This is a genomic window from Pseudomonas sp. AC016 (assembly GCF_979253365.1).
In genome coordinates, this window is record NZ_CEEDCC010000001.1 from 4,597,651 (window position 1) to 4,624,263 (window position 26,613).

19 protein-coding genes are annotated in these 26,613 nt (G+C 58.8%); 9 read left to right on the forward strand and 10 right to left on the reverse strand.

Going from position 1 to position 26,613, the window contains the following annotated elements; all coding sequences use genetic code 11:
• Positions 1-151 precede the first annotated feature (151 nt).
• Complete coding sequence (locus tag AC0IXS_RS20715; protein WP_471825564.1) at positions 152-1,399, reverse strand: DUF1835 domain-containing protein; 1,248 nt, start codon at positions 1,397-1,399, stop codon at positions 152-154.
• A gap of 218 nt (positions 1,400-1,617) precedes the next feature.
• Between AC0IXS_RS20715 and AC0IXS_RS20720 the strand changes: the two genes are divergently transcribed.
• The 3 genes from AC0IXS_RS20720 to hmpA all read left to right on the forward strand — a co-directional run bounded on the left by AC0IXS_RS20720 (position 1,618) and on the right by hmpA (position 4,489).
• Positions 1,618-2,454 carry an AraC family transcriptional regulator gene (locus AC0IXS_RS20720; RefSeq protein WP_122573884.1) on the forward strand — a complete coding sequence of 279 codons (837 nt, stop codon included), beginning with the start codon at positions 1,618-1,620 and terminating at the stop codon, positions 2,452-2,454.
• Positions 2,455-2,502: 48 nt separating this feature from the next.
• On the forward strand, positions 2,503-3,072 hold the full coding sequence (locus AC0IXS_RS20725) for a LysE family translocator (protein WP_029241743.1): 570 nt from the start codon (positions 2,503-2,505) through the stop codon (positions 3,070-3,072).
• 232 nt (positions 3,073-3,304) lie between these two features.
• Positions 3,305-4,489 carry an NO-inducible flavohemoprotein gene (hmpA, locus tag AC0IXS_RS20730; RefSeq protein WP_471825566.1) on the forward strand — a complete coding sequence of 395 codons (1,185 nt, stop codon included), beginning with the start codon at positions 3,305-3,307 and terminating at the stop codon, positions 4,487-4,489.
• A 3-nt stretch (positions 4,490-4,492) separates the two neighbouring features.
• On the opposite strand, the gene AC0IXS_RS20735 is transcribed toward hmpA, so the two are convergent.
• The 5 genes from AC0IXS_RS20735 to AC0IXS_RS20755 form a co-directional block, all read right to left on the reverse strand.
• Positions 4,493-5,440 (reverse strand): alpha/beta hydrolase, encoded by a 948-nt coding sequence (locus AC0IXS_RS20735; protein ID WP_471825568.1) that lies wholly within the window; start codon positions 5,438-5,440, stop codon positions 4,493-4,495.
• Positions 5,441-5,707: 267 nt separating this feature from the next.
• A complete protein-coding gene (locus tag AC0IXS_RS20740; protein ID WP_320470476.1) occupies positions 5,708-6,727 on the reverse strand; it encodes a transketolase family protein in 1,020 nt (339 codons plus the stop codon).
• Positions 6,724-7,572: a transketolase gene (locus AC0IXS_RS20745; protein ID WP_191957178.1), complete on the reverse strand. Its 849-nt coding sequence runs from the start codon at positions 7,570-7,572 to the stop codon at positions 6,724-6,726. Before AC0IXS_RS20745 ends, AC0IXS_RS20740 begins: the two co-directional genes overlap by 4 nt.
• An 18-nt stretch (positions 7,573-7,590) precedes the next feature.
• Complete coding sequence (locus tag AC0IXS_RS20750) at positions 7,591-8,892, reverse strand: MFS transporter (RefSeq protein WP_025995056.1); 1,302 nt, start codon at positions 8,890-8,892, stop codon at positions 7,591-7,593.
• A 111-nt stretch (positions 8,893-9,003) separates the two neighbouring features.
• Positions 9,004-9,753: an SDR family NAD(P)-dependent oxidoreductase gene (locus AC0IXS_RS20755; protein ID WP_122691040.1), complete on the reverse strand. Its 750-nt coding sequence runs from the start codon at positions 9,751-9,753 to the stop codon at positions 9,004-9,006.
• Positions 9,754-9,941: 188 nt separating this feature from the next.
• Here AC0IXS_RS20755 and AC0IXS_RS20760 point away from each other — a divergent pair, with 188 nt between their 5' ends.
• A complete protein-coding gene (locus AC0IXS_RS20760; RefSeq protein ID WP_122691041.1) occupies positions 9,942-10,859 on the forward strand; it encodes a LysR substrate-binding domain-containing protein in 918 nt (305 codons plus the stop codon).
• Between the two features lie 8 nt (positions 10,860-10,867).
• Here AC0IXS_RS20760 and AC0IXS_RS20765 read toward each other — a convergent pair whose 3' ends face one another.
• Together AC0IXS_RS20765 and AC0IXS_RS20770 are read right to left on the reverse strand one after the other, a co-directional pair.
• The gene (locus AC0IXS_RS20765) at positions 10,868-11,077 is read right to left on the reverse strand and encodes a hypervirulence associated TUDOR domain-containing protein (RefSeq protein ID WP_249582592.1); all 210 of its coding nucleotides are present in this window, start codon (positions 11,075-11,077) and stop codon (positions 10,868-10,870) included.
• A 94-nt stretch (positions 11,078-11,171) separates the two neighbouring features.
• Complete coding sequence (locus AC0IXS_RS20770; protein WP_057411120.1) at positions 11,172-12,119, reverse strand: bestrophin family protein; 948 nt, start codon at positions 12,117-12,119, stop codon at positions 11,172-11,174.
• 449 nt (positions 12,120-12,568) lie between these two features.
• Here AC0IXS_RS20770 and AC0IXS_RS20775 point away from each other — a divergent pair, with 449 nt between their 5' ends.
• Positions 12,569-13,918, forward strand: a complete 1,350-nt coding sequence (locus AC0IXS_RS20775) for a type III effector (protein WP_471826275.1) — start codon at positions 12,569-12,571, stop codon at positions 13,916-13,918.
• 67 nt (positions 13,919-13,985) lie between these two features.
• Here the strand turns inward: AC0IXS_RS20775 and AC0IXS_RS20780 are convergent, their stop codons facing one another.
• Positions 13,986-15,203 carry a pectate lyase gene (locus tag AC0IXS_RS20780; RefSeq protein WP_471825572.1) on the reverse strand — a complete coding sequence of 406 codons (1,218 nt, stop codon included), beginning with the start codon at positions 15,201-15,203 and terminating at the stop codon, positions 13,986-13,988.
• 294 nt (positions 15,204-15,497) lie between these two features.
• Here AC0IXS_RS20780 and AC0IXS_RS20785 point away from each other — a divergent pair, with 294 nt between their 5' ends.
• The 3 genes from AC0IXS_RS20785 (at position 15,498) to AC0IXS_RS20795 (ending at position 18,940) form a co-directional block, all read left to right on the forward strand.
• Entirely contained in the window at positions 15,498-15,995 is a 498-nt protein-coding gene (locus AC0IXS_RS20785; RefSeq protein ID WP_057409096.1) for a CesT family type III secretion system chaperone, read from the forward strand.
• Positions 15,996-16,129: 134 nt separating this feature from the next.
• Positions 16,130-18,472: a restriction endonuclease gene (locus tag AC0IXS_RS20790; RefSeq protein WP_191957174.1), complete on the forward strand. Its 2,343-nt coding sequence runs from the start codon at positions 16,130-16,132 to the stop codon at positions 18,470-18,472.
• Positions 18,473-18,550: 78 nt separating this feature from the next.
• Positions 18,551-18,940 (forward strand): type III secretion system chaperone, encoded by a 390-nt coding sequence (locus AC0IXS_RS20795; RefSeq protein ID WP_057409095.1) that lies wholly within the window; start codon positions 18,551-18,553, stop codon positions 18,938-18,940.
• Between the two features lie 57 nt (positions 18,941-18,997).
• Here the strand turns inward: AC0IXS_RS20795 and AC0IXS_RS20800 are convergent, their stop codons facing one another.
• Positions 18,998-24,220, reverse strand: coding sequence for an AvrE-family type 3 secretion system effector (locus tag AC0IXS_RS20800; protein WP_471825575.1), 5,223 nt, complete (start codon positions 24,218-24,220; stop codon positions 18,998-19,000).
• A gap of 220 nt (positions 24,221-24,440) precedes the next feature.
• On the opposite strand from AC0IXS_RS20800, the gene AC0IXS_RS20805 reads away from it, so the two are divergent.
• Positions 24,441-25,964 (forward strand): transglycosylase SLT domain-containing protein, encoded by a 1,524-nt coding sequence (locus AC0IXS_RS20805; RefSeq protein WP_191957172.1) that lies wholly within the window; start codon positions 24,441-24,443, stop codon positions 25,962-25,964.
• Positions 25,965-26,613: the final 649 nt, after the last annotated feature.

The following is a 26,613-nucleotide window of genomic DNA, read 5'->3' on the forward strand; positions in this document are numbered from 1 at the left end:
CCAGTGTGTTTCGGGCGCAGAATCCTTCCACTTCATACAGTTAATGGAATTTATTTTCCAATTATATTTGCCATCTTTGTCACAAATTCTTCACAAAAAAGTCGTCTGGCTCGGCCGTGTTTTCCTGCGTCCACTCACCCTGTGTACGTCCTCAAACGCGCCATATCGGTCGGTTTTCAGGGTTGATGGTCCAGTGGGACTCGCCCGGAACGATGCACACACCACCGACCCAACGCAGGTGCTGCGCGTGATCCAGCCAATAGGCGCCCCCGTCGAGTACTCGCTCACCCAAGGCTGTCAGTGCCAAAGTCCGCTGCGGCCATTTCAGGTCCGTTTCTGTTTCTTTCAGCAAAGGAGCCTCTGAATCAATCAGGGGCCGAAGTAGCGCCTGAAACATCATGTCACCTAAAAAGGGCAGGGGGTCGCGCTTGTCCATCAGCTCAGCGAAGACGCGACCAAAAGTGGTCGGGCCTGCTTCCTGAACATACTGCAACGAAAGTCGTTCGGTGAGCGACAATCCATCCTCGCTGCCCGGCAGCTCTTGAAGCTGTCGCAACAACGCTGGAGCCAGCAGTCGCAGAGGCAGTTGCGGGTCATGAGCCAGAGCGGCCAGTGCAACAGGCGAGGCATCGCAATAGGCTCTCCATGCCGCGAGAGCGCATTCCAGCATGGCCTGAGTCACCGGCTTGCGCTGTGGCCACAGCCAGGCAAGAACGTCCGGTGCCAGTTGCCCAATGCCGATGAAGCGCCGAACCCCCGGCACCCGGTCCACTTCGATGAGTTCAAGCCGTGGCGGCAGTCGCTTCAGGCTCGCGAGGGTCTTGATCAGAAAGAGCTGGTCGTAAGCATCGGCCTCGCACCACAGGACATTGTGTTGATCGCTGCCCAACTGTTCGAGACGGCCATATTCCTCGTCTGTCCTGCGTGCGACATCGGCGCGATTCATATCAAAGGTTGCGCTGATGAAGTCACTGCGCTGCGCTCGAAATTCTGCATCCGGCAGGTCCTGAACAGGCCCCATGCACAGCGGGTCGCTGAGCATGTGAAACGAGCCTTTGAAACCGGCCAGTTGCAGGCTGTGGGCGATGTCGTTGCCGCACCGCCAGTGCACGGTCCGTGGCTCGTCGCTGGCGTCGAAGTCAGGGTGCTGCGCGGCAAATTCAACGGCGTCGACATGGGCTTTCAGTCTGGGCCAGCTGCTGAAACCCAGCTGGCGCGCAATCAGCCACTGTGCGTCGGAAAGCGTGGGCGCAAGCGCTTGGCCAGACGTGCCGAGCAGTGCGAGCTGATCGGGAGCATTGCCCTGCTTCAGGCGCTGCAACAATTCCTTTGCGCGCTTGCGCTGTTGCTCGAGGTTGATGCGACCGTCCTGGGACCAGAAATCGGTATTGATGGACATACGAGCTCCTTGTACAAACCTTGTCCGCTTGAAGGTCGGGAGTCGTGATGACAAAAGGGTGAAGCAGTGTCCTGGGCGCAGCCCTTTCCGCGGATGGAGGCGTGGAGGCGCCGGGGGCAAATATAGACGACCCCGTGCCTGCGCACAAACCTTCTAGACTTTGCGCCTCTGCCGCGCGATAAAAGCAGACACGCTCACTCAAGCCAATCAAGCCGCTCATGAAGTCAGCCAACTGGATCGACCTCGCTCAGGACCGGGATACCGGGATCGAGACGTTGCGCGCCCATTTCCGTGGGCACGCCTACGATCCGCATTGGCATGACAGTTATCTGGTCGGCGTCACGGAGCAGGGCGTGCAGCAGTTTCACTGTCGCAGACAACGGCATGCCAGCACCTCGGGTCAGGTGTTCATGCTTGAACCCGGTGAGGTTCATGACGGTGACGCGCCGAATGCCGATGGTTTTACCTACCGCATGCTGTATCTGGACCCGCACTGGATAGGCCGTGAACTGACGTCGTTATTCGAAGACGCACCGCAGGGTTTTCAGCCGGGTTTTGCCAGCACGCTGGTGCGTGACCCGCGGCTGGCCCAATCCATCGTGTTTGCCTTTTCGGCGCTGCATTGCCAGGAGTCGCGCATCATCCGGCAGAGTGCGCTGGACGGTCTGCTCGAACGACTGACCGCCCACGTGCACTGGCGGGTGAGACAGGAACATGACCCTCGACTGCCCTTGGTCGCCCTGCGTGCCCGGGATTATCTGCACGCCCATTTTCGGCGTGATCTGGGGCTGGACGAACTCGCGCTGGCCTGTGGTGTGGACCGTTTCAGGCTGACCCGCGCCTTCAAGGCTGCCTTCGGTCTGCCACCCCACGCCTATCTGGTGCAGTTGCGGCTTTCCATGGCGCGCAGGCTTCTGGCCCGTGGCGCGCAGCCTGTTGAAGTTGCCAGCGATCTGGGGTTCGCCGATCAGAGTCATCTGGGCCGCTGGTTTCTGCGCGCCTATGGCCTGACGCCTGCGGCGTATCGCACACGCTGCACAGACCTTCCAGACTGACGTCGTTCATTGCGCGAGCATGACGGCTTGTCATTCAGGAGTCCGGTCATGCTTTCGTTTCTGCTGTTCGCTTTCGTTGCCTCGATCACCCCCGGCCCCACCAATCTGCTGGTGCTGAGCAACAGCGCCCGTTACGGTCTGAAAGCCAGTCTGCCGATCATTCTCGGTGCCTGCATGGGCGCCGCAGGGCTGGTGCTGCTGGTGGGCACCGGCGTCGGTCGTTCGCTGATGCAGGTGCCTGCCGTACAGCCCGTAATGGCTGCCATCGGCGTCGGCTGGCTGACCTGGCTGGCGTGGAAAATCTTCAACAGCCCGGCTGACCCCGTGAGCCCCGATGACAGCCGTCCACGCCTCGGATTCGTCGGCGCGGCGGGTCTGCAGGTGGTCAACCCCAAGACCTGGATGATGGCGCTGGCTGTCGTCAGTGTGTTCAGTCAGGGAACCGTGGCCCATCTGGCGCTGGCGTTCTTTCTCGTGTCGCTGCCTTGTCTGGCCTGCTGGGCGCTGTTGGGCGCAGGGTCCGCACGCTTGCTCAAGTCCGCGCGCGCCCTGCAATGGCTGAACAGGAGCATGGCCGTGTTGCTGCTGGTGTCTGCCTGGGCGGCTTACCTGCGTTGAACCGTCTGCATCGTAAACGTGAGTATGTTCAGACGTGCTTCAAGGGCTCCCGGTGTTCGCGTACGCGGCCCGTAGCCACGGACCGTGTCCGAATGACCTGTTCGCCTTGAATGGAGTCATTATGACTCTGTCATTTTGACTGTCATGATCGCTTTTCGGCTGATTTTACTGGGTTTTTCAGTTGGCACGTGGGTTGCTCTATCCAGGTATCGAAACGTTCTGGAGCTGACCCATGCTGACCGACATTCAACGTGACATCGTCAAGGCAACCGTCCCGATTCTGGAGGTCGGTGGCGAAGCCCTGACCACCCACTTCTACCAGATCATGCTGCGCGACTACCCTGAGGTTCGGCCGCTGTTCAACCAAGCCAATCAAGCCAACGGTGCTCAGCCTCGCGCTCTGGCCAATGCGGTGCTGATGTACGCCCGCAACATTGATCGTCTGGAAAACCTCGGCCCGCTTGCCAGCCAGATCGTCAACAAGCACGTGGCGTTGCAGATCCTGCCCGAGCATTACCCTATCGTCGGAGCGTGCCTGCTGCAGGCGATCCGCGAAGTCTTGGGTGCCGAAAAGGCCACTGACCAGGTGATTGCTGCCTGGGACGAGGCGTATCAGCAATTGGCTGACATCCTCATCGGCGCCGAACATAAGGTGTACGAAAACATCGCCGCCGCTCCAGGCGGTTGGCGCGGCGGGCGTATGTTCAAGGTTAAAGCCAAGACACCCGAAAGCGACGAGATCACCTCGTTCTATCTCGAGCCTGCAGACGGCCAGCCTGTCATCGCGCACAAGGCCGGTCAGTACATTGGCCTGCGTCTGACAGTGAAGGAGCAGGAAATCCGTCGTAATTACTCGCTGTCGGCTGCATCGACAGGCATCGGCTATCGCATCAGCGTCAAGAAAGAAGTGGGCGGGGTGGCTTCGAATTACCTGCATGAACAGGTTGAAGCGGGTGATGAGCTGGAGCTGTTTCCGCCGTCCGGCGAGTTCACGTTGATCGAAGGCAGCAAGCCGCTGGTGTTGATCAGTGGCGGTGTCGGCATCACGCCCACCCTGGCGATGGCCGAAGCGGCTTTGGACGCTGGCGGTCGTGACGTGGTGTTCATCCACTACGCGCGCCATGCCGGGGCGCATGCATTTCAGGCAGTGCTCAAGGATTGGCAGGCACGCTACCCGCAGCTCCGCGCCCATGTTGTCTACAACGACACGGTTGCTGATCCTGCCCAACCCAACATTGTCGGCCTGCCTGCGGTGGAGCATCTGCAACAGTGGTTGCCTGCGAACCGGGACGTCGAGGCATATTTCCTTGGTCCCAAGCCGTTCATGGCGTTCATCAAGCAGGCACTGCACGATCTGGGTGTTCCGGACGAGCAGAGTCATTACGAGTTCTTCGGTCCCGCTGAAGCGCTGGTTTAGTGGCTACAGCGTGTCCTCGTCTGCGCACAGGCAGGCGAGGGCGCGGGTGATGTCCTGTTTGAGCTGTTCGGTCTGAAGGCCCGGATACTGATCGAACATGTGCGGCACGCCGGGGTATACATGCAACTCCACCGGCACGCCGGATCTGGAAAGCGCGAGCGCGAAGGCGACGTCTTCTTCCAGAAACAGGTCGAGCGCACCGACGCTGATGAAGCTTGGCGGCAGCCTGGACAGGTCATTGGTCAGTGCGGGTGAAAACAGCGCCGCCTGATCATCGTCCAGTGCGTATGCACCTTGCAGGCATTCCCAGCAGAACCGGTTCGCTTCGCGAGTCCAGCTCAGGGTTCCGGTGGTGGGGTTGTCCGCTGACGAAGTGGTCGAGCCGGTGCGGTGGTCCAGCATCGGATAAACCATCAACAGCCCGGCCAGCCGATACTCGTTTCTGTCCCGCGCCATGATCGACACGGCAGCAGCCAGACCACCGCCTGCGCTGTGGCCCATCACCATTACCTTTTGCGTATCCACGCCGAGTGCCAGACCCTCGTCGAAGATCCAGACCAACGCCGCGTAGCAATCTTCAAGCGGGATGGGGAAGGAGTGTGCGGGCGCAAGTCGATAATCGACGGCCACGATCAGGACGTTCAGCTCGTTGGCCAGATCGGCAAGGTAATCGTCAACCATTTCGGGACGGCCCAGCACGAAACCGCCGCCATGGATGTACAGCAGCGTGGCGAGTTTTTGCGCAGGCTTGAGGCTGTGTTTCAGGCGATAGATGCACAGCCTGATGTGATTCTTCTGTGTCCAGTACTGCTCGTGCCTCGCCTCTTCTGGCTGTTTCCAGGCGGCGTCTACACGGCGTCTGATCGCGGGCAGGTTAGCTAGCGTCCAGACGCTTGAAGGCTCATCGAGGAAAGCCTTGTAGGCCGGGTCGAGCAGGTGGTGGGTATTCATCGTTCATTCTCATCAAAAGGCGCAGCAGACACCGGGCTGTTGAAGATGCCCCAATGTCTTTGACACGGCGCGGTCGTGCAGCAAACACCGGACCGTGGGAGGCGGCTCGCCGGCGATCTGCCGGGAACCGGCAGCAAGGCCTGCGCATGCGGTGTGCCAGATACAACCAAGGGCCGCTGCGCAGCCCATCGCTGCCGTCGTAACCTCCGAGAGCTCCAACGCCCCGCAGGCAAAAGCAGAACTCAGCACCGTTTCACCATCCGACCGCTATAACCACGCCTTGATCTGCGCGCAGACCGCTGGTGTGGAAATGCCATAGCGATCATGCAGCGTCGGCAGGGCTCCCGCATCGAGAAACGCATCCGGCAGCGCGATCTGTCTGAAGGTCGGCGTGACGCCATTGCGCAGCAGCACGGTCGCAACCGCTTCACCCAGACCGCCGATGATCGAATGGTTTTCCGCCGTCACCACCAGCCGCCCCGGTTTTCTGGCTTCGGCGAGAATGGTCTGTTCGTCCAGCGGCTTGATGGTCGGTACGTGCAACACCGCGACATCGACGCCATCGGCCTGCAGTTGCTTGGCGGCTTCCAGCGAGCGCATCGTCATCAGGCCGGTGGAGATGATCAGCACGTCGTTGCCGGTGCGCAGGGTCTTGGCCTTGCCGATCTCGAATTGATAGCCGTACTCGTCGAGCACCAGCGGAACGTTGCCGCGCAACAACCGCATGTACACCGGCCCCTGATGCGCCGCGATGGCCGGGACGGCCTGCTCGATTTCCAGCGCATCGCACGGGTCGACGATCATCAGGTTGGGCATGGCGCGGAAGATTGCCAAATCGTCCGTGGCCTGGTGGCTGGGGCCGTAGCCCGTGGTCAGGCCGGGCAGGCCGCAGACGATCTTGACGTTGAGGTTCTCCTCGGCAATCGCCATGCAGATGAAGTCGTAGGCGCGGCGCGAGGCGAACACCGCGTAGGTGGTCGCGAACGGCACGCAGCCTTCACGGGCCATCCCGGCAGCGGCGCTCATCAGCAATTGTTCGGCCATGCCCATCTGGTAGAAACGCTCGGGATGCGCCTTGGCGAAGATGTGCAGGTCAGTGTACTTGGACAGATCCGCCGACAGTCCGACGATGTCCGAACGCTGGTCGGCCAGTGCCGCCAGCGCATGACCGAACGGTGCAGAACGGGTGGCCTGACCTTCAGAGGCAATCGAGGCGATCATTGCCGACGTGGTGAGCTTCTTCTTCACGGCAGGTGTCGCCGCAGGGTTCTGGTTGGCAGTGCTCATACGGTTTGCCCCTCGTCGAGGTTGTTCAGTGCAAGGTCCCACTCGTGTTCGTCGACACGGATGAAGTGAGTCTTCTCGCGGGTTTCCAGAAAGGGCACGCCTTTGCCCATTTTCGTATCGCAGATGATCACCCGAGGCTGTGCGCCCGGATGCTGGCGGGCGGCGTCGAACGCGGCGACCAGCGCTGGCAGGTCGTTGCCATCGACCCGTTGCGTGAACCAGCCAAAGGCCTGCCAGCGATCCACGATGGGCTCGAAAGCGAGCACTTCGCTGGAATGGCCGTCGGCCTGCTGGTTGTTCACGTCGATGATCGCGATCAGGTTGTCGAGCTTCCAGTGGGAGGCCGACATCGCCGCTTCCCAGGTCGAACCCTCGTTCAGTTCGCCGTCTGACAGCAGGTTGTAAACGAAGGACGCCGACTGTTTACGCTTCAGGCCCAGGCAGGCACCGACCGCGATGCCCAGACCGTGGCCGAGCGAGCCGCCGGTGATTTCCATGCCCGGCGTGTAGGCGGCCATCCCCGACATCGGCAGACGGCTGTCGTCCGAACCGTAGGTTTCGAGCTCGTCCAGCGGGATGATTTCAGCCTCGATCAAGGCTGCGTACAACGCGATGGCGTAATGACCGATCGACAGGTAAAAGCGATCACGCTGTTCCCATTCCGGGTCTTCAGACTTGTAGCTCATAGCATGGAAGTAGGACACCGCCAGCAGGTCGGCTGCGCCCAGCGCCTGGCCGACATAGCCCTGACCCTGAACCTGACCCATGCGCAAGGCATGGCGACGAATGTTGTGGGCACGCTGTGCCAGCGACGTGGATGTGGCAGATAACGCTTGGGTTGTCATGGTGATGACTCCGTGAACTCAACGATTGACCGAGGCGGCAGGGATACGCAGGACCAGAAACGCGCCGATGAACAGCACGCCGGTGATCAAGTACATGCCGATGGCGCTGGAGCCGGTGGTGGTCGTGATCCAGCCGATCAGGTAAGGCGAGCAGAAACCCGCGAGGTTGGCGAAGCTGTTGATGCCGGCAATGCCCGCCGCTGCGGACACGCCGCCCAGCAGTGTGGTGGGCAGCATCCAGAACAGGGACGACGCCGAAAGCACGCCGGCTGCTGCCAGGCACAGGCTCAGTACCGAGAGCAGCAGGCTGTTGCCGAACACCGCCGCCAGGCTCAGGCCCAGCGCACCGGCGATCATCGGCAGCACCAGATGCCAGCGGCGCTCGCGGTGCTTGTCGCCGCTGCGACCCATCAACAACATGGCGACGATGGCGCACAGGTACGGCACGCTGGTCATCAGGCCGATGTGCAGCGGATCCGCCAGCCCGGCGTTGCGGATCAGCGTTGGCAGCCAGAAGGTGATTGCGTACTGACCCATCACCACGCAGAAGTAGATACAGGCCAGCAGCCACAGACGGCGGTCGCGAACGAACTCACCCACCGAGGCATGCACGACCTTCTGGCTGTTGTCTTCGGCCAGTTCCTTTTTGATCAGCTCTTTTTCGTCATCGGTGAGCCAGGTTGCCTGATGCACGCCGTCTTTCAGGTACGCCAATACCATCAGGCCGACAATCACCGTGGGAATGGCCTCGATGACAAACATCCACTGCCAGCCTGCCCAGCCATGAAAGCCTGCGAAGGTGCCCATGATGTAGCCCGACAGCGGCCCGCCGATCATTCCGGACAATGGAATGGCGATGAACCACAGCACCGTCATGCGCGCACGGCGATAGGACGGGAACCAGTAGGTGAGGTAAAGCAGCAGACCCGGTGCCAGACCGGCTTCTGCCACACCGAGCAGAAAGCGCAGGGCGTAGAACTGCCATTCGGTTTCGACGAAGGCGAACAGGGCGGAAATGATGCCCCAGGAAATCATGATGCGCGCGATCCAACGGCGTGCGCCGACGCGATGCAGAATCAGGTTACTGGGTACTTCACAGAGGAAATAACCGATGAAGAACATGCCGGCGCCGAGGCCGTAGACGGCTTCGCTGAAGGCCAGGTCATTCATCATGGTCAGCTTGGCAAACCCGACATTGACCCGGTCCAGATAAGCGCACAGGTAGCACAGCATCAGGAACGGCATCAGCCGCCAGGCGGTCTTGCGGTAGGCATTGGCACGGGCGGTCGAGACCGCGTCGAGGGGCATCGTGGTTATCATGATGGTCTGATCTCTTGTTTTTATAGACCGCCAGGCAAACCGGCCGGGCGTGTCATCGATCCAGAGCAAATGCGGGCCGTCACACTGTCTGACCGGCCCGCCGATGGGCCGTCAGTGAATCAGCATGCCGCCGTTCACATCCAGCGTAACGCCGGTCAGGTAGGAAGACAGATCGCTGGCCAGAAACAGCGCCGCATTGGCCACGTCCTGAGCCGCGCCCAGGCGACCCAGCGGGATGCCTTCGATGATCGCGTGGCGTCGCTCGTCCTGCATCAGCCCGCCGGTGATATCGGTATGAATCAGGCCCGGCGCGATGGAGTTGATACGAATCTGGTCCGGGCCGAACTCCCGCGCCATGGCCTTGCCCAGACCGAGTACGCCGGCTTTTGCAGCGCTGTAATGCGGGCCGCCGAAGATGCCGCCGCCACGCTGCGCGGATACCGAAGACATGCACACGATGCTGCCCGAACCCTGCGCGCGCATGGTCGGAATAACCGCCTGCGACATCAACAGTGTGCCGCGCAGGCTGACGTCCAGCACCTTGTCGTAATCGCCCGGGCGGATGTTCAGTGTCTTGATCGGTTGGGTGATACCGGCGTTGTTGACCAGTACGTCGATACGGCCGAAGTGCTCGATGATCTTCGCAACGGCCTGTTTGACCTGGGATTCGTCGGCCACGTTGGCGGCCAGGCCCAGATGACCTTCGCCCAGCGCGGCGGCAGCGTCGCGTGCGGCGGATTCATCGAGGTCGAGTATCACGACGCGAGCACCGTGTTGCGCGAAGGTGACGGCGGTGGCACGACCGATTCCACGTTCGGAGGCAGCACCGGTGATGATTGCAACTTTGCCTTGAAGCAGCATGAGGGGAGTCCTCTGATTGTTTTTATGGGTTCGATTCAAGTGATCGATGGGCTCAGAGTGTTCCCGGTCCTGCCTGCGAGCAATAACGCTACCCTCACTGGTCGATGAAAAAAATTCACCTCTCGTCATTTCAGCCGAGCAGTGCTTGAATGCCAAAAACCCACTCTTCCTGATGCTTCGGAGCAACCATGCGTGCCGATGACGACCCCCACTCGAACCTGCCACCCCTGAAAGCCATTCAGGCCTTCGAGCAGACGGCACGTTTCGGCAACCTGGCCCGCGCCGCCGAAGTGCTGGACCTGACGCCTTCGGCGGTCAGCCATCAACTCGCCAAACTGGAAGCGATGATCGGACGGCAACTGTTCGTGCGGGCGGCTCGCGGCGTCACCCTGACGCCGGTGGGTGAGCAGTATCTGAAAGAGGTTTCCGGGTTGCTGCACAGCCTGGCCGTGGCGACCGAGCGGGCTGCCAGCGACGTCAGCCTCGACTGCCTGCGCCTGCACTCGTCACCCAGTTTTGGACTGTTGTGGCTAATGCCGCGACTGGAAGCGTTTCGGATCAGCCACCCGGATATACAGATCAACCTGTCGTGTTCCTACGAATCGCTGCACTTCAGCCGTGACAAGATCGACGTCGATATCCGCCATGGTCGGCCCAACTGGCCAAGCTACGAAGTGCGCACCGTGCGCCACGAGACCTTTGCGGTACTGGCGTCGCCGAATCTGCTGGAACGGTCTCCGGTCAACAGCGCAGCGGACCTGCTGAACGGCGAGCTGATTCTGTCCGAAGCCACGCTGTTGAAGTGGCCGGAGCTGTTCGCCCAGCACGGCCTGGCGCGTCCTGAAAAACCCTACACGCTGAGTTTTGACCGCTCCTACATGACGCTGGAAGCTGCGAGTCATGGCCTGGGCTTCGCGCTGGAAAGCACGTTGCTGGCGCAAAAGTACCTGCAAAGCGGCGCGCTGTTGGAAGTCGCGCCGCACCTGTTGAGTTCACCGGTCGCGGCGCACCACTTGGTGTTTCCCAAGGCCCACTCCAGCTTTCCGAGGGTCAGACGCTTTCTGGAGTGGATGGAAAGCGAACTGGGGCACGGGTTCGTGTTCTGAGCCGGGCGTCAGACTTTGTGCAGCGCATCCTCGTGATGCATCGCCAGATGCCCGGTCTTGTCACTCTTCACTTCATATTGCGGACTGTCTTTCGACGCGGGCCGATGCTTGCCCATGAACTCCACGTCCTTTACATGCACCTTGGTGACCTTGCCCCGGATCTCGCCAGCTTCCGAATTCCAGCGCACGGCATCGCCAACCTTGAATGAAGCGGTCATGTGTTCTCCTTGAGCGCGTTTTCGAGTTGCTATTTAGAGTTGGGCGCTTGGGGAGCGTTCACAGGATTATGGGCACAACCACCCTGCGATCAGTTCACGCCGTCGCCTGACGAACTGGGGGCGCAATCGGCCCGATCATCGCTTTCAGGTGTGCCAGCAACGGCCCCTGTTCGGGCTCGTTGTACATCGAGCACAGGTTCTTTTCGATGTTCAGGCACAGGTCTTCCATGCGGATCCGGTGCTGACTGTCGCCGAACGGCGCCTGCAGATCCGTGCCGATGCGTTCCATGGCCAGCAGCATGCAGCCCACGACCGTGGAAATGATCGGTGTGAACCAGCCCAGGGTCGTCACCATGCTCAACGGCATGATGATGCAGAACAGCGCGCTGAACAGTCTGGGGAAGTAAATGTAAGGGTAGGGCAGCGGTGTGTTGGCGATGCGTTCCATACCGCCCTGGCAATTGGATAAATCGACCAGCGTCGTTTCCAGCCGGGAAAACCGGATGCTGTCCAGTCGCCCTGCCACGAACTCGTCAGCAATGATCGCCGCCGAGCCACTCAGGATGTCATTGGGAAAGTTATGGCTGCCAGACGAACGCTCGATTTCAGAATCGGGGAGCAAGCCATCGAGGTTTGCGGTACTGACATCACCTTTCAGGTGCGCCCGCAGTGCCCGCAGATAGGCCACATGGCGGCGAAACAATAACCCTTTCACCGGGTTTTCCCGGCGTGTGCCTTGCCCGTCGATCAGGGTCAATACTTGACGACCATAACTGCGGGAAGTGTTGACCATCGCGCCCCACAAGGTTCGCGCTTCCCACCAGCGGTTATAGGCGCTGGTGTTACGAAAGCTGATCAATACGATCAGAGCCGAACACAGTAGCGTCAACGGCATCAGGGGGAGATCTATGCCAATCCCTTCCATTAGCATGAAGTCCACCGTCACGCCGATGTCCCACAACAGCAACCACAACAGCGACCAGCCGACGTAAGTCAGCGTCCGTTTGAAGCACTTCCATTTTTTTTCAAAAAGACCCGTCATGGCGATACTCCTGTCCAGGATTGGGGAACGGCTGTTTACCGAGTTGTAACAAGCCATGACACAAACCTACGGAACGCTCCTTAACACTCGCTTAATTGGCTTAATCATTTAGCTGCTGCAGTGAACATTTTCATTGAGCGGTCTCTCATCGCCCAACGCCCGACAACCGGTGGAACCCCACAGCCGCTCGTGACCACACAGGGGATGTCGATCCGTACAACGGGGCGAGCCCTTTCATCTGTGCGTCATCCATCGCTATCAGATCGGCATCTTGAGACCTGCCCGTGGGCAGGCACGCGATCTTGCGTGCCCCCTTTCTCGGCTATCCGCCGCTCAACTCATGCAAAGAAAAGGAACGTTTTATGCAGTCTGTCAATCACTCCATGCGCGCTCAGAGCCTGGAAATTACACGCATGCAGTCCTCTCGTGCGTCCAATGACGCAAGCTCGGTGGAGGCTGCCAGCGTCACGGATCAGGCGAACCATCTGGACATCGTCGAACACCTGAATAGCTATTTCGAAGTCCATAAAATGCCTGTTAGCGGTTCAGTCTCCGCGGCGGACGGCGATGAGTTGCGTGCAAATCAGGCGCACAACGACAAGATCAATGCGTTGGTCAGCAGTCGTGCCAGAGTTCTGGTCGATATGGGCGAAACCAAGGCAATGATCGCTGATACCTTTGCCAAGGCAGAAATGCTGGATCGATTGGCCACCACTGCCTCAAGCGCACTACGGGCAGTGCCGTTCGCCGGGGCCTCTGTACTGCAATACATGCAGCCCGCGATCAACAAAGGTGATTGGCTGCCGACTTCGCTCAAGCCCCTGACACCTCTTATTTCAGGGGCAGTGTCCGGTGCCATGGACCAGATAGGCACCGCCATGATGAACAGGGCGACCGCTGATATTCATTACCTCAAAGCCGCACCGGAAGATCTTCACGACGTTCTTGCGGCTTCCGTCAAACGTCATGCGCCAGGACTTGCCCGGCAATCATTGGACTTGGGCATTGCCGTGCAGACCTATACGGCGCGTAATGCCTTGCGTACTGTTCTGGCTCCCGCGCTTGCCTCCCGTCCCGAAATACAGGGTGCAGTAGATATCAGTGTTTCAGCAGCAGGTGGACTGGTGGCCAACGCAGGCTTGGGCAATCGCATGCTCAGTGTTCAGGCGCGGGACCATCAGCGTGGCGCGGCGCTCGTGCTGGGCCTTAAAGACAAGCAACCCAAAGCCACACTGGATGAGGAGACGGATTGGCTCGAAGGCTATAACGCGATCAAGTCTGCCAGCTACTCCGGCGCGGCGATAAATGCGGGCAAGCGGATGGCCGGTTTGCCCCTGGATGCCATGACTGACGGAGTAAAAGCGGTCGCCGGCTACATGACCGGAACCAGCCTGATGAAAAACGGCCTGGTACTGGCGGGTGGCTTTGCTGCTGTCGGTAAGGTTCAAGAGGCGGGAACCCGCACTATCAGTAATCCTGTGACCAAGGCCTTGGTCAGTCAGGTCACTAATCTGGCCGGTTCGGCGCCTGTGTTTGCCGCATGGACCACGGTGGATGTCGTCGGTGACACGCTGACGGACAAAACCGAGGCGTTCATCCAGAACACCGTGAAGTCATCCGCGTCGAGTGCAGCGGACTATGCTGCCGCGCGCACGGCAAAGCTGGCTACAGACGGCTTGCGCGCGAGCGGGGAGGCGATGACGTACACAGGTGAGAGGTTGCGCCAGACGTTCGATACGTTGCGTCATCGCACTGTGCGTGAGCCTGATATTGAGGAAGGCGGCCGTTCGGCAGGCTAGTCAATCGCCGAAAACGTTAAGCATCAGGTAGGGGGGCATGCCCCCCTTACCGCTTACATGAACCTACTCAAGCTTCAACGTGATCAGTAGAAGACGCGAGCTTATAATCATGGGCAACATCGGTCATTCTGATGTTGCTTGTGGTCAGTTTCAGACCCTCGCTGTCACTCTGGACCAGTGCAGCTTTGCCATGGGTCGCGTCGATGTTGTTGAGTTTCAAACTCATATCGCTGAATTGTGAGTGGCCAGGTGTGCCATTAGTGCGTACCAACTTGCCGAATTCGTCAGCTTTAAATCCATCGACATTCAAGTGAGTATTAGCGTTGAGCTGGATGATTTTGTCATCGGCACCTTTGGCGCTGCTGTCGAGGATGTTCAGGTTGGTGACCTTGGCACCGCCTTCCCCTTTAACGGTGATCAGATCTTCACCCACATTTTGTGCATGAAGATTCTGGATGGTCACGGCCTCGCCGGTTTTGGCTTTGACGTGGATACCGTCTGCCTCGTTCTCACCCAGGTTGACGTTCTTCAACGTTGCCCCCTCGGCCAGTTCGAATAATGGCTTCTGATTCTCACTCTGGTCGCCGGTGCCCAGTTTGTTGCTGGCGGTGAAAGTTTTGCCGCCGCCGTCAAATGTCTTGCCCGCAGCGACCTTGATGGTTTCGTTCACCACCACTGTCTCACCGGAGGATTTGGGGACCTGCACAGGATTGGCGCCGGGCGTCGATCCTGTGCCTGAAGTGTGGCCAGGACCGGCTGATGGGGTATTTACCGAGTGTGTTGTGCCGCCGCCATTGCCTGTGGCCCCAGGCGTGCCGCCACCGCCGCCGGTGGCCCCAGGGGTGCCGCCACCGCCACTACCGCCCGTGGCCTCAGGGGTGCCACCACCGTCACCGCTGTCGGTAGGCTCGGAACCCAGGCCACTGTCGTTCTGGAATTCATTTGGGTCCTGGGTTTGCTCATTGGCTTTGTTTTGTCCGCTGAGCATTTTTGCCAGCATCTGGAACATGGACGAAATGTTGTCCATTAATTGCTGAAGCATACTCATCAGATCGTCATTGGCGCCGCTGTCCTTGGTCGAGTCCAGCGGTTTGGTTTCGGCGGGCTGTCCGAAATTGACGTTGCGCTGATTGCCGGTGTTGAACAGCAAAGCGCCTGGGTCTATCGATTGATCACCGCTCTGACCGGGCTGCTGGCTCTGCTTGAGTCCGTTGCCGTTCAGTGCCGAAAAGTCCAGCGCGGGCGTTGTGGGTTGGTAGGAATTGCCTGAAATACCGATGCTCATGGCGCGTACCTCCTGGAGGACAGGTTCACTGATGAGCCTCCTGAATGCATCAGGATGGGTGTCAGTGTCGCCGTCATTTGAATCGCGATTGTGGGTGTCCATTGACGTTGCTTTAGTTGAGTGGCACCGCAGGCACGGGGGTTCCCGTTTTGTTGAGCGAACCTGTGGTAAATGCGCTGACGGCGACCTCGATCAAGCGCTCGTTGCAGGGAACCGAATTCGCGCAGCTACGACTCAGAGTGAACACGCTGGCAGCTGGCTGGCGTCGCAGCTAGCCCACGGAGAGGCCAACCCATGAATAATTACGAAGAACAGTACAAAACGCTCATCAATGAAATCTGTGCCCTCAGCCTGATCTCGTCGCCCGAACGGTTTTACGAATCTGCCAACTTCAAGATCGACGATGTCGACTTCACCCTCCAGTATCAGAACCGCGAGCAAGGCCGTGCCGTATTGATCTATGGCGATATGGGGCCGTTGCCGGAGCGTAATCGTGACCAGTCGTTGCTGGCTCTGATGGACACCAACTTCCATCTGTTTTCTGGCGCTCACAGCCCGGTATTTTCCTTTAATGCTCAAACCGGGCGAGTGCTGTTGATGGGGTCGGTCGCGCTGGAGATGGCGAGTGCCGAAGGCATTCTGCTCCTGATGAAGTCCTTCGCCGAGTTGGCCGGGCAATGGCGTCAGCACGGATTTATCGCGAAGGCCGCTGGCGATACGGCTCGCAGTAGTGCACCTGTCCCGCCATCAGGGCAGCGTGACGTGCGTCCGGCGCAAGGGAGGTTTCAATGATTAATTCACGCGTAGGGGGATCAGGCGACATACAAATGGTTGCGGTGAGAACGGAGGAGGGTAATCCGTCCATTACCTCTGCTCACCCGAATGCGGTCACTCCCAGCAACAATCCCCCGTTACTCCCAAGGCAAATGGGTCAACACCTTGAGCCCTCTCTGGAGTCGCATGCGGCGAACCTGGGTATAGCGTTGCGCCACACTGAGTTGCTGGCGACGTTTCAGGCTGAGCAGGCGAGCACACGCTCAACCGATGCACCACAGGTCAGTGCGCATGCGGCGCTATTGATTGGAGGCATGCTCGAAGAGGCCAACGGTCACGCTTCCGAAACCGGCAAGGTGGGCTTTGAGGTCATGGCAGAGCGCTTGTGCGGGCCGCACCTTGCGCTGGAGAGTTTCCAGTCCAGTGACGTCAAACTCCTGCTCGAGAAGCTCACTAATAAGGACGAGATACCGGACAAGGCAGAGGTCGGGCAACTGCTCAAAGGCCATGCCGGTGCGATCGCCGATCAACTTGAGCATTTTCAGCTGATGCACAACGCTTCCAGCGTGCACCAAGGTGAATGCTCGGCTCCCGACCGAAAGACCTTTGAAGTCAGCCAGGCTGCGTTGGGCGAATACGCTGGACGTGCGAGCAAAGCGATTTCCAGCGTACTGAGCGAGAAAACTGCAGATCTGGACAAGCGCCTTGCGGACGTGGACAAACAGCTCGAGGGTATGGCTGAAGGCGGGGAAAAATCCAGACTTTTGACCCAGAAAGAGACGCTTGGCGAAGCCAAAACCATGCTGGCCGACATTCAGAACGATTTTTCGAAATCGCCTCAGGCAAAGCATCTGAAATCCGTTGCTGCTCATGCGCGATTCGACGCGCAGCTCAAAGAGCTGAACGCGGATCGTGCCGGAATGGGATTTCTGCAAGGCTCGGGACGGGTCATAGCCGCTGCGATTCCCCAGTTTCTTTCATCAATGACGCACTTGGGCTTTATCCGCTCTGCCACCAACGATGAGTTCAGAGCGGCGGTGCCAGGCTCAAGCAGCGACGCCAGTATGCTGGAAGCCACTGTGATAGGGCTGGTCGCAGGGATCGCTCATGAAGGCGTCACCAACCTGGTGAAGCCGATGGTGCAATCCGGCTTGCAGGCGTCAGGCCTTGATAAGCGCCTGGGCATGGCGCCGCTCAAAGGCGTCGATACCGAATCGGTGATTCCTGATCCGCTTGAATTCAAGTCGCAAGACGGTGTGATGGTCAAAAAGTCCGACGAGGAACTGACGGCCGAGAAAGCGCAGGTCAAAGCGCAGCGCGCGGTGTTTGAACAGAAGAAGGTTCAAGTGTCTTCTACGCATCCGCTCGGCGAACTGATCCCCTATATGAGTTTTGGCGGCGGTCAGGCAATACGCCAACTGTTGCATGATTTCAATCAGATCAACGGTCAGACGGTCACTGCCAGGGCGTTGGCTTCAGGGATGGCCGGTGCAGTGTCGGCCTCGGCTCAGGCGCTTTATCAGATGAAGGCCACCTACACCGATCCGCAAGGGCGACAGATTCCGGTATTCACCACCGACAAAGCCACCAGTGAACTGGGCAAGGAACTGGCCAAGGGATTGGACCCGCGCGATGCCACCGTTCGGACTTCGTTCTACAGCAAGGCTGTTTCGGGTATCCAGAGTGCTGCGTTGACTGCAGAGCTGCCAGCAATAGCGGCGGCTGGCGTCAATAGTGGGCTGAGTGCAGGCAGGATCGCGGGCAATATGGCTCTGGCCGCGCTGGGTTCGGTATCTTATTTGTCCTCGCTGTACGCCAATCAGTCGGTTACGGCTGAAGGAAAGGCGTTGAAGGCCGCTGGCGAGGGCGGAGCGACCCCGATTCTGGAGCGTACCGAAGTCGCGTTTACCAACGTTCGTCGTCCGAACAGAGAGTCACTCCCGCATACGTTCTCTTCTGATCAGTTGGTAGGCTTGCCTCGTATGGCAGAGAACACCTACCACCGTGCCAGGGGCGTGTTGCAAGCACCCAGTCAAATTGCTGTCGACGTGCTGCGCGCTGTTGACGATGGCGTGCGCAGCAGCTTCTCGTCGCTGCAGGATAAACTCACGAGCCAGTTTCAACGCCAGACGACGGCGACGCCACCTCCCCACGAAGCGGCTGTCGACAACCCGGTCGTCACAGAGTCCGTTGTATCGCCTGAACCTGAGCCAGGGCCAAAAATGATGAACGTTCAGCAGCCGAGAAACGGTGCGATCGACGACGACGCTTTACGAATGCTCGAAGAGGGGATCCTGCCGCAGACAACGTCGCAGCCACAGCGCACGCCACAGCAACAACGAACGCCACAGCCGCCACGAACGGCGCAGCCACAGCGTGCGCCTCAGCCCAGGGCGCAACAATCTGCTCCAGTCGCACCTCCCTATGACCCGCCGCTGGAGGCCATGGAAGCGGGCTTTTTAAAGCCAGCCCCAAGCAATGATCCTTCACGTTGAACGCTTACCCGCGCACCGGTCATCCGGCACTGATGCGCGGTTTTCCTCACGCAATGGCACCGTTAAAGGACGCTGACGATGAACAATTCACCGACTGATTTTTCCCGCCTCATCAAGTCCCTGGGGGCACAACTGGGCACTTCGCTCACTGCTCAGAATGGCGTCTGCGCCTTGTATGACAGTCAGGACAATGAAGCGGCCGTGATCGAGATGCCGGATCACAGCGAGATGGTGATCTTTCACTGCCGCGTTGGGCGCTCTCCGGATCGCGCTGCGGATTTACAAAAACTGCTCAGCCTGAACTTCGATGTCGCTCGAATGCACGGGAGTTGGTTCGCCGTCGATCAGGGTGATGTTCGGCTTTGTGCCCAGCGTGAACTGGCGGTGCTGGATGAGGCGCAGTTCTGCGATACAGCCCGTGGTTTCATCATCCAGGCACGTGAGGCGCGGGCATTGCTGCAGGCGTAAATGAATCACACGTAGGGCATAGCGCCGCATTGATGCGGCGCTCTGCGTTTGCGGCCATCAGGTCTTGAATTCAAACCCTTGTTTCTTCAGCAGGTCGGCAGCTTCATTAAGCGATTGCGACGGTCTCGACAACTCTCCGTCAAACGTGTAGCCAATCGGTGTGTCCTGATCTTCGCCGTAGACGAAATTGACGCGTCCCAGGACTTTGGTGACGTTCAGGGAAGTGCCACTGTTGTAGCTGGCCAGTGGCGTCGGCAAGGTGAAGTTCTCTGCTTGGGTGGCGGTGTGAAAAACGACCAGACGCTTGATTCGCATCTGGTTGCGATCTTCGAGCAGCCCGGAAAGCTCTTTCTGGGTCATGTCGCCATTGAGGCTGCCTTCGTCGATCCTGTCGATCAGCGAATCCTTGGGCTCCAGGCGTACACGGGCCAGCGTTCCGTCACTGGCTTGCATCTCTTTGAGCATGGCGCGGAGTTTGGGATCCTTGCGCATGAATGCGGCAACTCTGGTCGCGTTACCCGGAGCGCTGGCCGTTCTGACACTACTCATGATTTTGGTGAGCATGCTCTCTGAATCCAGCCCCGACAGATTGGTCTTGCTGGTTTCGAAACGGGCGTTGTCCAATACGCTGTGCTTCTTGAGCGATGACTCATGTTGAACGACGGCGCGCTTCAAATCACGCAGTGCTTTGTATTGCTGGTCGTTTTGCGAGGTTTTGTCAGCGAACAGCGCTTTCAGTCCGTCGAGCCGCGCCTTGACGGCGGCGTCCGGGGCTTCGCCAGACGCAGCGTCAGTCAGCTTGGCCAGTTCGGCCAGGCTGGTTTTCGTGGCGTTGTCCGGGAAGGTTTTGCCCAGGCTGGCAGACAGTTTGTCCAGACTCTTGGCCGTCATCGGTGTCGCCACGTTGTAGCGGAATTTGACCCGTTTGACGGTTCTGTCTTCTACCGAGACGGTCGCGTTGATGCCCACGTTGTTGGCAGCAGACTGGGTGGCCGGTGTCGGGCCGGGGGCTGAGGCAGGTGTCGAAGTCGGGTTAGTGTGCGTGCCGCTCAGTTGTGTTCGTCCCTGCAACCCCATCATCAGACTGTTGAGCCAGCGTGGGCGGTTCTTGCCACCCTCGCGCAGCTCGGTTTTTTCGTTTTTCTGCGTCAGGGAGTAGTCCGTGTAAGACATCAGGTTGACCGTGACATTGGCAAGTACGCCGAGGCGCGCCACCGCAGACAATGGATCGCTGTCCTGCTCGGAAATGTCGAAGCCGAGGCGAAACTCGGCGGTGCCGCCTGCAGTGATGTCAAAGTTGAAGCGTCGGGCCTGGTAGGTCTCATGATCCACTGCCTTCTTCATGACTTGCAGAGGGTTCAGTTTGCCTTCGAACAGGTCGTCAACGAACGCGTCGATGTTCTCGTCAGCCACGTTGAAGATCACGCCATTGCGCTGGCTGCCCGCAGCAGTGGCGGTGAGCTCGCCACCCAGACGGAAGCCGGGGTTCATTCTGCGGTCGTTACCGATATCGACGCTTCTCGCCGGGTTGTTTTCGTCGACCCAGGCCGGCCAGTAATCCTTGCCCCCACCTACTCCGCCACTGACGTTGCCTGCCGCCTCACTGATCAGGTAAAGGGTAATGCCGCCATCGGTGCGTTCGGCGTTGAGAATATAGTTGCGGTTGCCCGTTGCGCCAGCTGTCGGCCATGGCCCTGTCGCGTTGTCGGCGAGAATGACGAACGGGCTGGTGAGATTGCCGCCATAACTGCGAGTCAGGCCTATTTCATCGTCGCCGTGTTCGAGCTGTTTCAGCATGGACTTGAATTTGTCAGCCAGTTCAATCTGGTCCTTGCTGCCGGTCGCCGCACGCATGTTGACGCTCACCGCGTGGTCGGGTTTCTTGAACGCCTTCAGGAATGTTTTGACCGAGTCATAGGATGTCTCCAACGCTGCGTTGTCCGTAAAGCCCATATCCGTCATGACCTTGATCGGGTTTTCGCCATAGGTTGTATCGCGCAGCGTTGCCAGCTTTTGCTCCAGGGCAGAAAGGTCGTTCTGGGGCGTGAGCAATTCCGCCTGGTCCAGCAATTTCCCCAGTTCATTGAGCGTTACCAGATCAAGCGCCAGGCGGGCTTTGCTCAGCCCTTGCTCTTCGCCGGCATCGCGACGCTGGCCCAGCGGCATGTCGGTTTTCTGGTGTGAGATTTTCACGCCATTGTCCTTGAGCGTCTTGAGCAGTTCGGCGGTCGGGCTTGCGGGAGAGGGGGCGATGCGGGACAGAGCGTTATCCAGCTCCTTGATCAGATTGTGGCCAGAACTCTTGAAGTTGAGCTTTTTACCCAGGCTCTCAAGCTTCTTGCCCAGTTTCAGACGCCGGGTCGATTTCGCCAGCTCTCCGTGCTGATTGAGGACACCGTCCTGTTGGTGAAGGTTCTTCACCGTGCCGAAACTTTGTCCGATAGCAATCAGGGCTGTATGGCTGTGATCCTCCAGTTCCTTGCGCAGCGACTCCAGATCCTTGACGAGTTTTTCGCCTCGAGGCCCGAGGTTTTTCAGTTGCTCGATACGTGTCTTGAGGTCCTTGCCCGGCGCAGGCACCGATCCTTCCGCCTCGTGGATAAGCTCCAGTTGCTTGAACACGATCAACTCTTTCTTGTACAGCTCCATGAGACCGTCGCGGCCGTGATAGCGATGCTGTATGTGGTTGCCGACGTTCTTCATCCAGCGCGGTGTTTCCAGGGTGTTCTTCCAGATGTTGGCGCGTATGAATTCCCGGGCAGGCGCACGATGGCTTTTCTCCATGCCGCCGCGCCCCCCTATATTTGTCTCATGTTTCACAGTCAGTCCGGTGAGAGGGATGCGCCAGTTCTTGTGTGATCGCTTGATTCTTTGATGCGTGTCGTTCAGGCCATTTTCTTCCACAGGGCGTTGCGTAAACGTTTTCCACTCACCGCCCTTCAGGCGCATCAGGCTTTGATCCGCAGCCCCCTCGACTTGCACGCTCAGCATATTGTCATCATTGCTGAACAGCGCCTTGACAGGCCTCCCATCAGGTGCAGGGACTGCGTTCCACTTGGCTTTCATGAGATCCGACAGGCGGGTCGCCTGCCAGTCCTGCCTGGACATACGGAACAGCCCACCGGTGCTGGTGAGGGCATAAAGGTTGTGCTTTTCGTCCAGTGACAGGGTTTTGATATCGCCTTGCAATCCTTCGTGAGTGAAGCTGACCGGCTCGCCGTCCTTTCGATGGGCGGTCAGTTTTTTCTCGTCGTCAAGCGCGACGAACTGTTTGTCGCTGACCATTGCGAAGGCGGTGATGACCCGGCCTTCAAGCCCTTCGATCTCCGTGCCCAGTTCCACCTTGGTAGAGCGCGCCGTCTGGGCCAGCGATGTGTGGGCGCCGAAGACTATATTGGGATGCTCGGGGCTGACGGTCAGCTTGTGGAGTTTCCCGCCCTTGAGCGCATAGGCGTTGCTGTCGGCACCGCGTTGCAGTTGATCGATGTCTTTGATTCCAGCGTCTTTCCAGCATTGGGGCGTTGAGTCCCAGCGCTGCAGGCGACCGGCGCTGAGGCCAACCAGGCCCGAACGGTCAAGGTTGAGTCGTGCGGCGGGTTCGGGGGGCGCAACCGTTGGCATGCCGGTGGTGTTGTCCAGCGCCAGGGCTTCAGTCAGGTTCCAGCCGCTCTCCAGCCGCGACCTTTGCGGGTCGAGCGCATGTGAATGAACGTCGCCCTGACGATTCTTGACCAGCGCATGTACGCGCCCATCATCACCGCTGATAAACCCGGTGACTTTGTCGTGTCCGCCGGGCGGCTTGCCTTCAAGTAGATACTGCTGATCAGGCTCAAGGCTCAACTGGGGGGCGTCATCCTTGAGCGCATCGCGCGGGGCTGTGTAAAGCCTGCCTTGGGTATCTGCGATAAACAGATGGTCAGCGCTCAATCCAACCGATGCAGCCTGTGCATTGCCCCCATCAAGCTTGAGCGTCTTCTGATGCCGTGGGCCGCCTATGCCCGGACTCATGTCTGCCACCAGAAGCGTCTGAGTGTCTTTGCCGCTCAGACAGGCAACCGTGTTGTCTGGCGCGACCGAAAATGATTGAAGTTCGGCTACCTCCAGGTGCGGCATTTCCATGCTGGAGAGGTCAACGACGACGTCGTCGCTTTTTGCATAGATCGACCCGTTGCCGCCGGTTGTCAGGCTGTTGAAGACGTTGTCTTCGTTACCTTCAGGGATTTTCCAGCGCAGGGCGACGGTGTCGAACTGGTACAACCTGTCTTCATGTACGCGCAATTGTTCACCGTCAGGGTTGCGGTGAACGCCCGTAATCTGTGCCAGGTGGGCTTTGCCCGGAAGTTGGAGTGTTGCGCTTTCGCCATTGACCGTGACCAGCGCCTGACCGGCATTCGTTTCCAGACCGACATCGGCATGCTTCTGGGCTCCGGCTGCAGGCGTTTGCTGGCTGCTGCGGATCACCGCCAGCGACACATCGTTTTGCGTCATGTGCAACAGATGTCCGCTCGACTCGAGCAACAGATGGTTCTCGGCACCCGGTTCACTGTGTAAAGCCAGATAGGTCTGTTTGCCATTCGCGAGGATCTGGTCCAGCAAGGGTGCCATTCCGGGTGTCTGGAATGCTGAAAAGTCCGGTTTGCCTTTTGTATCCAGAGTAACTGCGCTTTGTTGTTGACCGGCCCGCACCAGCTCTTCGGCCGGTCCGTCAAAACGTCCGGCTTTACTGCGGCTCAGGCTGCCGGGCTGCGGCGCCGATGGCTCTATGGTTTCATTCGCGGTGGTGCCCGAAGAACTTGCTTCGTTCTGACGAGAGCGTAGCGGCCACTGACGCACGTCATCGTCGCTTTTAAGGTGGTCTTCTGACTCTTGCGTCAGGCTCGTATCTTCAACGGCTTTTCCCTTGCCTTTTGGGCCTTTTGGCCCGGTCGAGCCACTGGATTGCTCCACCGGATTCTCAGGCAAATCGAAACGAACCTTGCGTACAGGCACCGACGACTGCACCGCCTGCATCTGCAGGTCATCTGACGGTTTTTTCAAGTCAGATCTGAGAGGCGCTCTGGCGACGGGCTGGTTTTCAACGATCTGGCGAGCGGGCTTGGGTTTTTGAAACATTTTGCCGACGTTTTTGGCCATCCTCTTGCCAATGCTGCCGAGCGAATGGGACGCTTGCTGGCTCACTGGTCTGGCGTGTTGCCGGACATCGGTAGCCGTGCCAGATGACGTATGTGTCTGCGGCTGTACCGCGTTTGCGGTGGTCCGATTGATTGAGGGTGTTTGCATGCTGCTTCTCCCTGTCGGTGTGATGGCTAGCCGGTTGAGCTGGCCCAATCCTTAAATATGTTTAATGAACTGAGTGTCTGGACATGGCACCTGGTTCCCTTGGTGGCTGCTGTAGCTGAAAGGATTCGGCAGCACAATTGGCCCTGATCAAGCCCCCGTGGCAGGGAACCGGAATGGCGAGTACGCCACGTAGGGATACACGATCAGGACGTCGCCGCTCATGCCAGCCTTTCATCCACCCCCGAGTCATTGCCTTCTAGCCCGCTCGATCCAGATAGCTGCCTTGGCTTTAGGGGTTGCGTGTGCAGGCTGCCAGTCGGTGGACTACTCGCGGCCACACGGCGAGCGCACGCCACGTCTTATTGCCGGATGGTTTTCCGAGGCGGATGCTCCGGTATCGAAGCCGCAGCGTGGAGAAGTGATCAGTGATCTGCCGCCTTTCACAGGCGATGATGTGTGGCGACGAGTTGCCCAGCGCTGCACGTTGCTGGAGGGTCAGCAGATCAACGAGCGGATCGTTCGGCAACGTGACTGGTTGTTGAGCAATCGTGGCTTTTTGCGTGGCGCCAGCGAGCGCGCCAGTCCTTATCTGCACTTTATCGTCGAGCGGCTCGACGAGCGGCGTATGCCTATGGAGCTGGCGCTGCTACCCATGATCGAAAGCGCCTACAACCCTATGGCCAGCTCGTCTGCAGCCGCTGCGGGGCTGTGGCAGTTCATCCCGTCTACCGGGCGTGATTTCAATCTTCATCAAAGCGCTGCCTACGATGGCCGCCGTGATGTAGTGGCATCCAGCAAGGCAGCCATGGATTACCTGAAACGCCTGCATGACCAGTTCGACAATGACTGGCTGCTGGCGCTGGCCGCTTATAACTCAGGTGAGGGCACTGTCGGGCGCGCGATCGAGGCCAATAGACGACGTGGCTTACCCACTGATTACTGGCACCTGTCGTTACCCAGGGAAACCCAGGACTACGTGCCACGGCTGCTGGCCCTTTCATTATTGGTGCGCGACCCGGAGGCTTACGGCGTGAAGCTCACCCCGGTGGCCAACACACCTTATTTCGATGTGGTTGAGCTCAATCGGTCAGTGGACCTTCCTTTGTTGGCGGCGACAGCGGGGGTGGACGAAGGTCAGTTGCTTCGTTTGAACTCGGCTTTCATACGCAAAAAGACCCTCGACGGTCCGGGACATCTGCTGATCCCCAAGGCGCAGAGGCAAGTGCTGACGGCGGGCATCACACGGATCACCGGCGAGACGCCTGTCATTCCTTTAGTCCCGCAACGACCGGAAAGCCAGGTGGTTGAGCGCGACTCATCGTCCAAGGCCGAACGCCCTGTTCAGGTTGTGGAGAGAACGCCCGTGATCAGGGCTGTTCAGCCTGTGCAAATCGCTGAGCGTAAGCCGCCTTCTGAGCCGGTGGACGTTACCCGGGCACCGGCACCGGTGCAGGCTGTGCAGGCAGCCGAGTCGGCTGCCCAGCCTCAGGTCGCCGCCCTTGCGCCCGCACCTGTCCAGGCCGCACAACTCGGCAAGCTTGCCGACCCTGTTACCGAGCCTCAGGTTGCAACAGCGAACCCGGAAATCACTCAGGCTTCTGTAACAAAGCCGAAACGAATCATACAAACGTTTGACAACCGTTCGTCGCCTCGCAAGCGGGACGACAGTGAGTATCGAGCGGGTCCACGTGAGCTGCCAACCGGTCCACGGGTGGTCGTGTTCGCCAGCGACCCCCGCCAATAAGTGCGGTCCAAATCGCCCAGGAAAATTGAAAGCCCCTGAAAAAATGCTCTTTTCTGGTGCTTTTTCTCGTGAATACCTTGCGCCGATCAATCCGATTCGACGTGTTCGCATTCAAACGAGCAGTTTTTTTGTTGCAGACTTGTGGCACGGAGCCATGTTTTCTATGTCTGCTAATGATTATGTGTGTGAACTTTTGTAACAGCTTGTAAATAGGTTGATACAAATATTTAGAAATAATTTCAGTGATATGTCGGTATCAACCCTATTTATGGATCCCAAATGCGTAGGGTTATTATTGAGCATCGTCGGATTGTCCTACGCTGAATCATTTCCGCCGACACGTTAACCTCATTTCGTTGGCTAATTTTCGCCAGCTTGGCCTGACGTTCGGATTGCCGAATGGACTCAGCGCCATTTCTTGTCCCCGCAGGCCCGATAGATTGCGGACGTCATACGCCCGTCCTGAACAGTGACGCCTTCCTGTTCGGAAATCCGAATTGCCCATAAGTCTCACCGTCTCTGCGGACTCACTGTCACTACCCGCAACGTTTACTTAAAGCTTTTGTGCAAGTTTTAATCGTGGTGCTGCGCGGTGTCTTTAAAAAGTCTGTTATTTAATAGTTGAACTTAGTCGGGCGGGTTCAGGTGA